The sequence below is a fragment of the Treponema bryantii genome (assembly GCF_036492245.1).
In the GTDB taxonomy this organism is placed as follows: domain Bacteria; phylum Spirochaetota; class Spirochaetia; order Treponematales; family Treponemataceae; genus Treponema_D; species Treponema_D bryantii_C.
Window position 1 is genome coordinate 3126451 of sequence record NZ_AP025286.1, and the last position, 16719, is coordinate 3143169.

At 34.8% G+C, this 16719-nt stretch carries 4 protein-coding genes; all 4 read right to left on the bottom strand.

The features are described from left to right. Positions 1-130 precede the first annotated feature (130 nt). The gene (locus AABJ44_RS13625) at positions 131-12850 is read right to left on the bottom strand and encodes an Ig-like domain repeat protein (RefSeq protein WP_338369588.1); all 12720 of its coding nucleotides are present in this window, start codon (positions 12848-12850) and stop codon (positions 131-133) included. Between the two features lie 243 nt (positions 12851-13093). Next, positions 13094-14923 carry a dihydroorotate dehydrogenase gene (locus tag AABJ44_RS13630; protein WP_338369589.1) on the bottom strand — a complete coding sequence of 610 codons (1830 nt, stop codon included), beginning with the start codon at positions 14921-14923 and terminating at the stop codon, positions 13094-13096. An 81-nt stretch (positions 14924-15004) separates the two neighbouring features. Continuing rightward, positions 15005-15475, bottom strand: coding sequence for a GNAT family N-acetyltransferase (locus AABJ44_RS13635; RefSeq protein ID WP_074643880.1), 471 nt, complete (start codon positions 15473-15475; stop codon positions 15005-15007). A 330-nt stretch (positions 15476-15805) separates the two neighbouring features. Beyond that, positions 15806-16714 (bottom strand): NAD-dependent epimerase/dehydratase family protein, encoded by a 909-nt coding sequence (locus AABJ44_RS13640; protein ID WP_338369590.1) that lies wholly within the window; start codon positions 16712-16714, stop codon positions 15806-15808. Positions 16715-16719 lie beyond the last annotated feature (5 nt).

Sequence of the window (16719 nt, forward strand, 5' to 3'; positions counted from 1 at the left end):
AAGCTCTAACCAACGTGACGGGGCATAGTCTGTAAAGACTAACAACTACGGAGGCAAGACGCTTGATTGCGTGTTGCCTCTTTATGTTTTAATTAAACTCCACTTGACCGAGGGGCAAGTGGAGTTTTTTTTACCAGTTTGCGCTGGTGATGTCGCCTTTGATGTAAGCCTTTTCGTAGTATTTGTCGGTCATATAACCAAGAACTACTGATTTACTGTAGTCTGTTGCTTCGGTTTCAACACTAGTTGGTACACCACCACAAACTGTCGCATCTACTGGTGTATTTGCACTTGGAATTGTCATACATTCCCAGGCACCTGTAAACTTGTCACCGACAGCACCGTTACGTAAATTATCCATGTCTTTACGCCAAGCAACTTTTATAGAGTTTGAAGTTCGGCTTGACGATGAATTGTAATAGTAGATATAAGGAATATATTTTCCACTCTGTTCTCGAACATTAACAGTAATGTTTGTACCTACAGAAAGATATGAATCTACAGTTACAACTTCAGGTGTTGCATCATTATAACTATCGAGATATGCATACTTTAAGTCACCCTTTGCACTATTATAATATGCAATATGGATATGGCCACCTGCATCAACAGCAAGATCTACATACCATCCAGTATAGCTAGCTGTATCAATTGGAATTGCTTTAGTTTGCCATACTGTGTCACTCACAGTATCTGGATCCGTGTTATACGAATAATACAATTTTCTAGCAGATGAATCATACCAGGCAACAACAGCAATATAACCATTTGTACCGTCAGAATGAGGAAGGATACCAACTGATACATATTCTCCACTACCTTTCGTACTAGTTTTGTTAGCTATTGTATGATAACCATCCACAGTTGTTGTAGTCGGATTATCAGTCCTACTGAAAGAAGCCAATGTATTCATTATACCTCCCGAATTACTTGCAGAACTCAAAGTTCCTGAATAAATCGGAGATGAAAAGTTCTCAGCAGCATAATATGGTAATGTATAATAATATTGATTATTTTGGTTATATACATTTTTTCTAGTTAATTTGTAATAGTTGCCTTCTATTTCAACATAATAACCTGTATAATTTGTATTATTATCATTACATCTCCATCCTTCTACATAGTCACTAGCACTTGCTCTAATACTGGCTTGATAAGTAAATGTTTTAGAATTATAACTTTGGGTAAATGATTCACTTCCACCACTCTTAGATCCGAATCTAAATTTAATTGGATTTGAATTATCATTATAATCGTAATAGGCAACTGCAAGATATGATTTACCATTTATCGTATCTGTGTACGAAGCCAATTTTGGTTGTTTTACTCTATCAATATTATATACCCCGGTATCCTTATTATAGACCATTTCGAGATGTCGCTTAGAAGCTGAATTATATAAATATGCTACATCATTACCAACAGAATCAGGCATACTACCTGTATTAGGTGTATAGAATACAAATCTTGCAGAATCGTTTGTAATACGGTCAGTATTTGTTGCTACAGCATATGTGTTTCCGTAATCATCAAAAATAACATTTGTATTTTGGAATTTATTATAACTGTAGTCGATTTGTCTTACTGTACCATTCTTGTTAACATACATACTAGGAACACCATAGCCATAGCTCATATAGTAATTACCATTCTTATCCATCTTCAGCATAGGACTGGTAATATTTGTTTCATCCAGGAAGTAATTCATATCCCAAACAACAAGTTCAACATCATCTGTAAGAAGATTGTTTGTTTCGTCATTTGCCTGACTGTTATACAGAGCAACACTATCTGTCTTAAATGAAGTTGCATTATTGCCAGTAGCTTTTTCTGGATTCTGGTTTATATTGTTAAGGCTTTCTATGTTATTTACTTTAACAGAAAGTTTTCCACTATTTGAACCTGTACCAATTGCTAGATTCAGATATGAAGACTTAGAATCGTCTGCGTCTGTACCTCCAGCACTTAAAGTTCCTATAGTTGCAGAACTAGACACTGAATTTGCTGTCAAAGCAAGATTGAAACCATAAACCTTTACAGTTTCTGTTTGTGCTGTTTTATTTGTATCAAGATAACTTCCCTTAACAATGTACTTACCAGTTGCAGAGCGGGCAAATTCTTCACCGGCAGATTCTGAAATGTCTGTTACAAGTTTAGTGATGTATGGAACAACATCCACCTGCAAAGGTTCAACTGCAGTTTTGTTTTGAGGGTTATTATCGCTTGCACTTGCTTCGCTTGCGGCATCTTCAGCAAGAACTTTGATATTTACATTGGCAGCAGTAATTGTAGAAATTTTTGATGTATCCCAAGTAAATGTCCATTTTACCGAATGACCAGTATCTGTTACTGAGTTATCAGATGTCTGGAATGCAAAGCCATAGTTTGTAATATTTCCTGCTTTATCTACCCAAGATGAGCCATTGTAAGTTGCAATTTGATAGTAATCTACTGCAGAATTACCAGAACCAACAGTCTTCTTTGTAAGATTTGCATTACCTGTACCACTTCCAAAATGAGTTTCCATACCAGGTACACTGATATACAGAGCACTAAGTTTTCGAGCATCCGAAGCAGTTCCTTCTATCTTTATAATACCAGAAACCTTGTCATCTCCATCCTTCTCACCTGTTCCAGTAAATACAGAACTTGAGAATTCAGATTTCAACTCTATGTGTCCACGAGCCACTGTTTTTGTCTCGCTCTCAATCTCTACATCTTCATAAAGCGCACTAGACTTCTTTATGTCTCCGTCTTTCTTCCAATAGAATGGTGTAATTGCTACAGATGGTGGATCTTCATCATAAACGGCAAATTCAATTAACGGAATATTGATATAAACTTTATTTGGATCACCAATTTCTTTCCTATCATATATCTCGTAATATAAACTCCATGCATCATTATTTTCAGAAATCAATCTCTGATATCTTACAGGATTATTAGGATCCAAATTATGTCTTATTGTTGCTGTATTAGTATCCAATTCTCCATTCTTTACATGCTCATTTATCTCTGTCCAGTCTGCATTATCGTAATCATCATTTCCATCCATTAATTCGATACCAGCATCATTTGTACCATATCCAATATAAGAGGTCTCAGATCCCTTCTTTATCTTGTAATAAAGTTTATCATTACCACCAACGATTTCTGGAGTCACCTCCATTGTACTCTTAACTATAATCTTTGGTACTGTAATTGAATCTGCTCCATTCTTGTAAAGAGTTGGTTTATCATCCATTCCTTCTGGGAAATATGTAATAGTTTCTGGAGATGTTTCTGCGATACTATTATCCTGGTTTACGTCTCGTCCAATCTTTACACTTACAAGACGTGGTTTATTGTTTTCTACAGAAGCATTTACAGAATTATATGCACTATTTCCTGCCTTATCGAAAATTACATAATGAATAGTAATGTCGCCATCTGGGATATTTTTAGAATTGATATACAAATTCCAATCCCAAGTTGAAGTATCAATATTCTTCAAGTATTCCATTATACCATCAAAATCATCATCGTCATATGCACTTGCATATCCATAACGATAGTCATCTGTAACTCCGCTTGTTGCATTAGATGGTTTCTTTTCTTCTTTTGAATTATCAACAACATTTGCTATTGCAAAATAAACCTTATTATCTGATGGTAATGCAGCTGGTGCACTAGACAAGGTAACAGTCTTCTTATTTTCAGAAATACCCTGGATTCTATAAACAAAGCCATCAATTTTTACAAGGCCACCGATATGAACATAACTTGCAACCACAGTAGTAAGAGTAACTTTTGCACCATCAAGTCCATTTGTGGCTGCCGTTGCAGAACCCCAATATAGTTTATCTCCTGTTGTATCCTGAGAAATAGAGGTAGATGCTCCAGTCATCATTCGAGAAATATCATTATCATCTACTTTTGCTCCTCTCTTATACATTGGATCAAATATATAAGTATCATTTTCAATTGTACGAGTAAAGTAAACAGCAACCCGTTCTACTCCCGAGTCAGAATTATTTTTTTCATACGCTGTTGAATGCAGACCATAGAAACCATTTGAGTTCTTTACTTCTGTTGCTATACCATCAGAAGAATTTGATGGATCTGCAAATATTGGAGCTTTGTTATCATAGTAAATGATAAACTCTTTTTCAGCATCTCGAGTATCTGGTGATTTATTTTCCCAAACTTTAAGTTTAAATCTGTTTCTTCCTGATTCAGAAGCATCTCCAACTTTTATCTTAAAGGTATAGTTAATATTTCCATTATCTAATTCCGAAGTGAATCTGATATCTCCTGTAGTCTGAGAAGAAAGATCATCTGAGTAATCTCCATATTGATTATTCTCCCCGAAATCATTTTTCTTTATTTCTTTAATTCCAGAACTATCATCTCTAACTTCACCTTCAAGCCACCATATGCCTCTAATATACATACCCTCAGTATATACAAGTTCTCTCTGCTTAGTACTTGTTGGATCTGCTGGAGTTGCGTATTGTACAAGCTTCAGAGTGTCCTGCTTAAAGTATGGATTATCTTTATCTACCTTAAAGGTTCTAATTTCGGAACGGCTTACATTAATAACAGTTCCATCTCCGTTATCATCATCTGAAGCGTAAACCCACATTGTCACATTATTTGAAGTAGCATCTTCATTAGGGAATAAATGAGAGGTATTTACAATCTGGTTCCATGAACCACCTTCTACTGAAGTTTTTATACCGATATCATCAATATCAGCATCTGATACAGATGCTCCAGATACAATATTGGCATTTGTCTTCATATTTCCAAAGGCATATTTATCTTTTAATAAATTATAATCAGCAGTAGTCCAGTTACCATCATTATTTACATCAAACTGCAACCATACAAATTTTGGATCTATATTATCTTTTGCAGTACCCATGAATGACACAGACCCACCGAGAGTTTGACCATCTGAAGTTGGATACCCAATTGTAACAGTTGGAATATTTCCTAATGGATCTACATAAACAAGCTGATAGTTATATCCAACATTATTACAGTTATCTTCAGACTTAATCCAAACATGAACTGGATGATGTTGACGAGCCAGAGCAGTTTTATTATCTATATCTGACTGTTCAAGAATTCCTAATGTAATAAGATACTGCTTTAACAAGGTTGCATGAGTTTCATATACATCTTCCTCATCTCCACCATCAAAATTAACTTTAAATGAAGATGTACCAGCATTTGTTTCTTCTTTCCATGAAGTAATTGTTGTACCATCAGTAACATCTTCTTTTGTTACAGCAAAAGAAACTGTTGTTTTTTCTGATTCACCAACAATACTACCATTTACTACAGCACTACTTGTAACAGATGCGGGGGCAGAAATATTAATTGTAGGATCTGTATTATCTATTTTAATAATCTTTGTTTCTGTAGTTGGTCGTGTTCCATCGTATGTAATAAGTGATGTATTTCTTTCTCCACTTGCAAGATTTGTTACATCTACAGGATTATCATCTGCAGACTTCCACAGGAAGAAGTTTTCTTTTCCATTTGTAGTGGTTTTATCAGGACCATCCAGATGGAATAAATATGCTGTTCTTGTATATGTTCCAGCATTAGTACCACTTGAGATAGTTACTGTTTTGTAATCAACTGCAACAGACGAAAGACTTCCTGTTTTTGTTCCACTTGCTGTAGATATTAACCAGTAATCAGCGGTTGATGTCGGCTGATTTCCTTTTGTATAAATTGTCTTAGTTACTTTAGTAGATTCATTCTTATACACCCATGAAGTTATAGCCTGTGATTCATTATCATTTTCGTTTGCCGGAATAGACAAATAAACTTGTTTTACATCATTTGCATCATATGCATATTCGCGTAAATAGAATTTTTGTCTTTGAGTACCACCAAAATATTCGCTGGAAATTGTAGATGCCCATGCATTTTCATCTTCAGGAGTTCGTGTAAATGCGAAATCCTCTGTTTCAGGAGCTTCTGTATCTACAGCAAGGAATATTACAGTATCCATTATAGAACTGTCTTTATAACCAAAGCTATGTCCATTACGATCCGTTAATTTTGGCATAACTTCAACATCAGAATTACCTGGATTCAACTTGGTTTCATAGCTTATATAGTTACCATTTGAATCGGTTTCATTTGTTGTAACTTTGAAATAGATATTCTGCGGACCATCATCTAATGCCAATTCGAAACTACCATCATCTGATGAATATGTAAGGCTTGATCCTGTTACTGTTGAGTCTGTAAAGGTACCAGTATCTCCAATACGATAAGCTAATGCATTTGGTATTTCATCATCATCTGATACGGAACCTGACAATACAGCATCCTTTGAACCAGCACGATTATTGCTTGCCATATTCAAAAGAGACATTGAAGTAATCTTAACAACAGGACGGTCTGTATCCTGATCTATTATTACTTCAATAGGATCTGAATAACCTATATTGTCTGTAAGATCTTTTACTGCTGCAGTAAAATAAACTCTAGAACCATCTGTTACAGGATCTGTACCATTTAATTTCTTTGTATTTATACCTGTAAAACTCCAAGATGAAGAACCAGTTGGACTACACTGAACAGCTTTCCAGGCAGAATTCCAAGACTCATCACCTGGAACTGTCTTATTCTCTGGTTTTGCAGGAGCTGCAGCATTTGATGCTACTATTCTATAATACAAAGCAACGGCTTCTTTTACACCACTACCATCAGTATCTTCTGCAGTTCCTGAAAGGAGAATTGTTCCGTTTATCTGTGTTTTATTATTATTTCCTGCATCTGATTTATCTGCATCTGTTGGAGATGCTATTGTTACAGATGGGGCGGTTGTATCAACCATTACATTTGCAACAACTCGTTTTGAAGAACTACCTGCAACATCTTCTGCAGTTGCTGATACTGTATATGTCTTCTTATCTTCCAGAATTGATTTTACATTTCCTTCCCAAATATTATTGCTGCCTGTATATGTACATGATACAGTTCCTTTATCTGTAGACAATTTTACAGTCTTAATTCCAGAAGAGCTATTTGAAACTCCAGCGACTCCTGGATCTGTAACTTTTACCTGAACAGTATAATCACCACCATTAGAATGCTGGATATCAGTTGAACCAACCAATTCTATCTCTGGTGCAGTTGTATCCACATTCATAGAATAATTTGAGTAAATACGTTTTGGTGTTGAAGTTAATTCATTGCCATCACCATCGTGGTCGATTGGATCAGAGCAGTCAATATAGTAGTTACCTACATTATCCTCTGCAACAATTACCAGATAGTTACAACCTTCATTCAACTGAGGAATTGTGAATGAATAGGTTGTTTCCTCAATTTTCCAGTATTTATAGAATTCTATTGCAGTAGCATAATCTGGAGAGTCTTCTTTTACAGTAGTCCATGAGCCATCTGTAGGGTTAAACTTCTTTCGTTCAACTACTTTCTCAGAATTCTTATAAAGTTGATGTCCACTATATGGATCTGAGTCTCCTTTCTTAACATTATAGAATACACGCTTATATTCAGGAGTAGAAAGAGGCGCCAGATACTGGTTATTACTTACAACATCTTCAACAAGGTCATTCTTTCTTGCTTCAAGAGCAGCAAGTTTATCAGGGGCAGTCAAATCATTTTCGGTATAATACCATTCTTCATTCTTTGTAGTATCAAATATTAAAGATTGTGATCTGTCATAAATCTTATAGTATATCTGCTTAATACCGCTACCAGTTCCATCAGTGAAACTTCCGCGAACTTTCTGTGTATAAGAATTTCCAAATGAACCACCTGAATATTTTCCACCTGCAGCTTCATCTATTTTTGAATATTGTTTATTCGGTGTAACAGATGTATCTGTATAACTATTCCAAGTTAGTCCAAAGACAGAAGCATTCTTTTCATCTCCAGTTTTATTATTTATGTCATCATTTGTTCTGTCACTAATACGGAAAACCAAATCTTTACCTGTTATGTCAATTTCATGTACACCTGTTGGTCTGTCATTATCAAATACAATATCCGGTAAATCATATGATTTTGAATTACCCGCATAGTCATAAACTGTAATAGTTGCAGTTGCTGATGTTACAAATTCACTCAAATCAATATTAGCAAAATATGCAGTACTTGCAGTTTTTGAATATTTATGAGAAGCAGCATCTTCAATTTCAAGTTTTACTAGTTCTACTCCAGAAGCAGGACCTTCAGTTGCCGGTGCATCTTCAGGTTTTGAATCATCAGTCAATCCTGAAATTATGAATTTACCCTGCTTATTATTGATGAAATAATTCTCTATATATTCTTCTTGTACGGGATTGTCATCATCATCATTTATAACATTACCGTTTTCATCTGTCTTATTTCTTTTAGCTTTCTTGGCATATACAGAGAAATGATCTGAATCTGTTGTGAAATTAAGTTTATCAAAAGTAGGTTCTACAGTATCACGACTGATTGCAAACAGATTCTTTTCTGCAGAAAGACCTTCAGCCCCAGCTGCATTATTACCAGACACTTTTAATGTGTCTGTACCGAGCATTCCATTTGTAAACACTGCCTTCCAGGATTTTACTGATAATCTATTTTCATCTGTAAGAGTTGAAATTGGATATGAATCATTTGTATCACTAGCAACCGCAGTAGAATAAGTTACAGTTGGCTGTTGAGGTTTATTGTCTGCTCCATTTGTAGTTCCTTCAAAACTAAGAGGTCGTACACCACTTTGTTCATCTGAATAATTTCCATAAACAATAAGCTGTGATGTATTATTGATGTAAACAGTTCCACTTGGTGTTTTTAATGTTCCATCATTACCAATCTTATACTTATAAACTTCGAGAGTTGGACCCGATGTATCTACCTTTACAGTCTTTGTAACCTGAGTTGCAAGATTTCCTGCAGCATCTCTAGCGTTAAGCGTAATTGTTAATGCAGCTCCATCAGAGGCAAGTTGTGCAGAACCAGTCCAGTTATCATTTTCATCTAATGACAAAGGAGATACTCTCTCTCCACCATTTTTATTTAAGGTAATACACTGTACTGTTGAAACACCTGAAACGGTATCAGTTACTACGACATCAACTTTTAATGTTTTTGATTCATACCATTTATTTTCATCATAAACTACATCGTTCAATTTTAATGTAGTAGTAATAGTATCATTATTATCAATATAATCAATAATTGGTGCTGTATAGTCTATTGTAATCTGTTTCTTTTCTGAACTTTGAGTTTTTCCGACTTTATCTGTAGCCTCAGCCCAGATTTCATATTTTCCTTCAGCAAGATAGTTTGTTGCGCTGGTATTTTCACTTGCTCCAAATACAATTGTTTTAGTCCATGTATTATTTGAACTAATACCAGAAACTGGAACATCAAGCACTTTTGGTGTAGTACCATCTGATTTTACTTCTTTTATATAAACCTTTACAGATGTCAAACCAAGTGTATCAGAAGCTGTTCCAGAAATTGTAAAACTTCCTTTTCCAGCAGTAATATCTGTATTATTATAAATATATTTATTAATACTTGCTGAAATTTCAGGATTACTAAAGTCTACATCAAATTCACGTGTTAAAACACCTGATTGGTTTCCAGCATCATCTTCTGCATATACATGGAAATAATATTTCCCTTCTAGAAGTTTTCCAACCTTTTCTGACTCAGGTGCCGAGCTTTGTATAAATGCTTTTTCGATTGCATAAGAACCATTTGATGCTTCCATTTCTGTAAATGAATCAACAGTCAAGTCAGGACCATCTATTTTATAGAAAATTTTAGACACTCCAGATTTCTCATCTTTTGCAATTCCTGTAAACTGAACAGTTTCATCGGTTAATGCTGAAGTACCAGTTTTTCCTGATATTGGTGATTGAATTGTTATTGTTGGAGGCTCATTATCAATATATAATGTGACAGACTTCGGAACACTCGCATTTCCAATTGAATCAACAACCTTGTAATATACAGTTATATCTTTAGCTTCTTCATTGATATAATAATCTTCTATCTTTATGTTATCCGTAAAAGTAAGATCAGTATCTAAAATATTAGATGCAATTTTCTTGTATTTAGAAATATCCGTATCTGAACTGGTTTCATCAGTATAAGTTCCCCATTTTCCATCTGTGCCTTTCTTTACAACCTGTCTATAAATTTCATAAGGACCTTCAGATGGAGTAATAGTTACAGTATTATTAAATTCATAAGTGCTGTTTCCATATTCTTTATCTGATGTTACTGTAATAGAAGCTTTATCCTGTGTTACACGAACTATAAATGGACCTATAATAGTCTTTTTAGAATTATCAACGGTATCCACTGCAATTATTGCATATTCATAGAAACCACAGTCAGTATCATTAATAGGGAATGAATAAGAACTAATTGTAACCAGTTTATTTGGAGTATCTTGTGTTACTTCAAAAACATTGCTTAGTTTTGTCGCATCTGATTCCCAATTTGCTATTGTATGTGTATTTCCATTAGCTGTAATTTCAAGTTTTTTATTTACAATGAAAAGTTTTGCAGCTCCATCATCATCATAAAGTTTAAACTTTAACACAGCACCTTTTTCTACATTACCTACTTTTGCTCCTTCCTGCTGATAATAAGCATTTATATCATCCATTGCAAAATCGAGTTTAGTATAAGTCTCATCTTCACCGATATAAGGTAAATCTGTACTTTGATTAATTATAAAAGTATAGTTTTCATCTCTATCTTTTGTAGAAGATTTATTACCAGCAATATCGTATGCAGTTACCCTGAATATAATTGTCTTATTATTATATTCATCTGCAGCAGTATTAATTTTTATTGTTTGACCTGTAGTTTCTGTTATTATTCCTTCAGAAATAACACTTGAATCTGCAGCATTTATAATTTCATATTTTGGTGCTAAATACTTTGGCTCCTTTCCTGATTCAACTTCTTCATCTTCTGAAGCAAGTCCAGAGCCACCTTTATCATTTAACATTACTGTAAATTCAACTTCACCATTCAGATATGCACCACTTTCTTCTGTACCAATATTATCGCTGAATTTCTTTGCTGTTGCTGGTTTTGTAATACTAATACTTGGAGCATCAATATCATAAACAATTGTCTTTTCAATTCTCTGAGAAAGCTGTCCACCAAGATCTGCCTTAAAAATTAACTTATGAATTTCATTTTTATCTTCAAATGCATCATAAGGGTATGTGAAATCGTAGTGTAAAGCACCATTAACTTTAATAGCCTCAGCTTCTTCAAATTTAATTTCTTGAATAAGATTATTGTCTTCATCGGTTCCCTTGTAAATAAGAATCGTTGGTTCTCCCATTTCAACTTCAACATAACCTTCAAAAATCTGACTAGCTGTGTTTTTTCCAATATATGTTGTTGCATCCTCTGGTTTATTGATTACAAGATTTGGACCATTACCATTTGATGTTAGACGGAATCCGAATGGTTTTCCGCCATCAGCTTCTACCTTATTATTTGACTGGTCTTTACCTTCTACGCCAAATACGTAGGTTTTTCCAATTTTAAGACCTGCAACTCCTTCATCACTACGAGAGAGTCTTACATTGAAACGATATGAAGATCCCTTAGATTCCATTGTAGCATCTGGATAAATCTTCTCATCTTTAATTACATAGGTATTATCCTTATTGAATATTATTTCCTGTGCATAAACTTTAAGGCTGGTTTCATCAAGAGGAATATCATCAAGACCAGGAGAAACTTCAACTATTACGCTCTGACCTGTTGTAATATCATTTGCTACACCTGTAAAATCTGAACCATCAAGTGCAAGAGGACTACGTCCAGTAACAATATAAGTTGGATTATTTTTTGGATTAAGAATAAATGCACTTACTTTCTGCTGATAATCATCGGAAAGTAAATAATCTGTTTTTACTGTTGATGGAGATACGGCTCTTGAAGCTGTTTCGCTGTAAGTTCCGTTTAAAATTGAGTACAACTCTGTAATCTTATAATACTGTAAAAATGGTGTATAAATATTTTTATACAGGTAGAAATACTCCGCACAGTTTCCTTTTTCATCATCTTCTGTAGCTGTTTCATCTTCATCTGCATAACGGGCTGCGCCATCATATGCATAAATCTTACAATAAAGCTGTTTTCCAGTTCCATCTTTTGGAACATTTATAGAAAATTCTTCTGTTTCTCCTTTATTGTATATATAATTCTCATCTTCTGAATCATAATCTGCCGCATCCATTGAAATAGAAAGCGGTACATTTTTTAGAACAACCGGTTCATCATTAACCGGCTGTGTACATTCTTTGTCAGTAAAAAGCTTCAGTTCTATGCGACTGATATTGTTTGTATCTGCGGCCTGACCTTCGAGGGTAAACTTCTGACCATATTTGTCTGGACTTGCTAAATCTTTTGCGGTTGAAGGACGTGTAAGTACTATAATTGGAGGGGTGTTATCGATAGTAAAAGTTCGTGTTACAATTGTTTTTCGGTTAGTAGAGTCTGCAATTGTGATGGTTGCCTGATATGAACCATCTATTACTTCTTCTGCAACTGGATCAATTACATATTTCCAGGTACCCTTTCCAACTTTTAATTCCTTAAAGTCGGCATCAAAGGTATGTGATTTGCTGTTTGCCAGCCCGTCAGTTCGTTCAAGCTTTACTTTGACGGAGGCGATTGTACCGTCATCAGTCCAGTTACCGGCTATGGCAAATTTATCACGGATTACTGCATCTACTGGAGGAGTTGAAATATCCAGTGTTGGTGGGTCTGTATCTACAGCGGCACCAAGACCTATTTCACAAGAAATGGCAAAGACCGAAACAAGAAATAATAAAGCAATTGTAAACTTCTTCATATCAACACCTCTTATGAGTCAAAACTTTTCAAATTTTTTAAATGTTGATACTTTTTAAAATGTTACTACTTATCTTTATTTATCGGCAGAATACCCCTATTTTCTCCATAAAAAAGGGTTTCTAAGATGTCAAAATCTTAGAAACCCCTCTGTCGTTAAATATATTACAGTTTATCAAAATAAGCAAATTTTTTTCTATATATAAGTAAAATCTTATTTTGTCTTAAAATTCTTTGTTTCTTCCTATTTCTGAATAATTCCACGCATTTCTTCTATATTATGATATCCTTTGCGCTTCATAAATGCAGCAAGACCATCTATCATTTCAATCATCGCATTTGGATTTGCAAAAGTAGCTGTTCCAACCTGAACGGCTGAAGCACCGGCCATTATGAATTCTACGGCGTCTTCCCAGGTAGCAGCACCACCAATAGCGATTACCGGAACGCGCTTCTCTGCCGGCAATTTGTTGATTGCTTCGACAACTTCATAAACAAGGCGCACTGCAATCGGGCGAACGGCTGGACCACCAAAGCCTGCTTTAAGTTTATCAAATACAGGAACTCCACGTTCAATATCAATTGCAATTCCCTGGAAACTGTTACACAAACTGATTGCATCTGCTCCGGCTTCAATACATGAAAGGGCAACAGGAACAAGCTCCTGAGATTGCGGTGTAAGTTTTACGATGAGAGGCTTTTTGGTTACGGCCCTTACAGCGCGGACGGCACTTTCTGCTCCTACGCAGGTCATTCCAAAGGCAGCACCACCGGCACTTACATTAGGACAGGAAATATTAAGTTCGATTACAGGAACATCTGTTGAATCCAGCAGTTTTGCACCTTCAACATAAGTTTCAAGTGATGAACCGGAAAGATTTGCAATTGCTACCGGTTTAAGAGCCATCATCTCTGGTAACTCGTGTTCTATAAAATGTGGGATTCCAGGATTCTGAAGACCGATACTGTTCATAAGTCCGGCCGGAGTTTCATGCAGACGGATTCCATCATTTCCCTGACGAGGTTCAAGTGTAAGTCCTTTTGAAGAAATTCCTCCGAGTCTGTTTACATCAAAGAGTGTTTTATATTCAACTCCAAAACCAAAAGTTCCAGAACTTCCAATTACAGGATTAGGGAACTTCACGCCTTTGAGCGTAAAACTGAGGTCCGGTTCCTGATCAGCAGCAAGAGGTTCGCGGCGAGGCTGAACTTTGATGCCTGCTACTTCTGTTACACTATTAAATAGAAGAATATCACCATCAAAAACAGGTCCTTCTTTACAGCAGCGTTTTTTTCCTTCTGTTGTATCGATTACACAACCAAGACATACTCCAACTCCGCAGGCCATATGAGCTTCCATACTGAGCCAGCTTTTTACCCCAGCTGCTTTACAGATTTTCTGAATATACGCAAGCATTGGAGTTGGACCGCAGGCATAAACAGCTTCGTAATTTCCTGCCTTCAGAGTATCCTCTGTGAGAGCAGCTGGAAGCATTCCGTGAACGCCTACACTACCGTCATCTGTAGTGATTACAATTTTTTCTGCTTTTAGATTTTCGAGACCGTAACTGCCGCTTTTGAATGAAGCATAAAAATCGTACGAACCGGCAGGAAGAGTTTCTGCAAAACCAGCAACTGGCGCAACACCAATACCACCGCCGATAATGAGAACCTTTCGGTGGCTGTCTTTGTCGAAACTATCATTAAAACTTGGCATCGGGAATCTGTTTCCACAAGGACCAATCAGATTGATAAGATCTCCAAAATCCAGAGAACAAAGTTCCTTAGTTCCCTTTCCTTTCAGCAAAATCAGAAATGTGAGTTCAACACGATTTTCTTCTTCGATAACAACCTGTGAATGATAAACACTGATTGGCCGTCCCAGCAGAACATCTGAACGAACGGCATGAAGCATATAAAACTGTCCTGCAGCCGGTTCCTGTGAACCTGCCTCCAGCAGAACTTTCAATGAATAAACGCTTCCAAAAGGAACTGCTCCAACAACAGGAGCACACTCACTTACAACACCCTTTGCAAAAACAGGGTACGGAATTCCCTGACAATCCTTGAACATTATAAACCTCGCTTTCTTCGGTTTATTACAATACTGGCAAAAGGGGAATTTTTCAATTAGTGTTATTTAGATTTTATTTAATTATAGGAAAGCTGTTTTTTCCATATTGATTGTCTTTTCTGCAAAACCAAATCTATCATAGAGATTTCTGGCTGCATCGTTACTGGCACAAACCTGAAGTTCAACTTTTTTATACTTTTCTTTTTTTGCATATTCAAAGGAATAATTAAGTAATTCAGTTGCAACACCACGATGCTTATATTTTTCTTTTACAGAAAGAACATCTATATTTAATGATTTATAAAACTTAAAATAATTCTGTGAACTTTTTCTCGTACGATGACAGATAACCAAGCCCATTATTTCTTTATCACGAGCAACCCAGATCATGTTTGACTTAATAAGTTTTTTGTATTCTCTTTTTTTCAGCTGCTCACTACTTTTTATGATCTTATATAAATCAGGTCTCAAACTACAGTGATAGTCCTGACATTCCTGCATAATACTTAGAAGCTCTTCATAGTCATTTTTTCTGGCACTTTCAATTACCATAAAAGCCCTCGATATTTTTACTTGAATTTGTGTAAAAATCAAGTTGGAAATGGTAGTAACCATTACTACCATCCAACTTTTTACAATCCTTATACAGGTGTTTTTAAATAATTGTTTTTAACTCTTTTTTAAATACTTTTTATTTTGTAATTATTATTAAATGATTTTTAAATTATTATTAAATAAACTTTTTTTATTACCTATACTTTACCCTATTTTTGATTATAATCAACCCTCTAAAAGCGGGTTTATGACAGAAGTCATATCTCTTTTTTAACATATATGACAAATGTCATAAGATTAACCACGGTTATTCAACGATTAAACACATTAATTCTGTAATTCCATTATGACATCGGCAGTATCTTTTATGATATTCTCAATAGAATAAACAGGATACCAATCCAATATCTCTTTTGTTGTCTGAATGTTAGCGATTAAACAATCTTGATCAAAAGCCCTTTTTGGAAGAACGGAAGTTTTAATATCAATTAATTTATATTGTTTTGTTAATTCAATTATTTCTTTGATTGAATACCCTTTACCTGATGCAACATTTAGAATATTAGAACTATTTAATTCTATACATTTTAATATTGCTCTTGCTACATCTTTTACATGAATATAATCTCTTATCAAAGTACCATCAAAGGTATTAAAATCTGTTCCTAAAATATCTAGTCTATTATTCTGGAGTAATAAACTAATAATATCATTTGAAATTCGTTTTTGACTTGTTACTCCTACCACATTAAAGCATCGTAAGATCTCATAATCAATATTCTTAATTTTTTTATACCAGATTAATAGATTTTCATTAGTATATTTAGTAAATGAATAAAAACTTTTTAGTTCCAGTTCTGAATCCTCATTTATATTTTCACCAGAACTATATATAGCAGAAGAAGATATATATATAATTTTTTTACAATTATATTTGTCACAACAATCTAATATATTTATCATTCCATCAATTTCATTCTTTGAATACTTATCTATATCTACAGATGCTGCGATAGATTTCAATCCATATAAAATCAATGTAACATCTACTGATATCTCTTGATATACTTTTTCTAAAGTTTCAATTTTTTCCACATTTCCAATAAAAGAAGGACAATTGTCATTCTTTGAACGGCTAAAAGAAAAAATATTATATTTTCCTTCTTTTTGTAATTGAAAAATTACTTCAGAACCAATAAAACCGGTTCCTCCAATAACTAATACATTTTTTTTCATTTTTT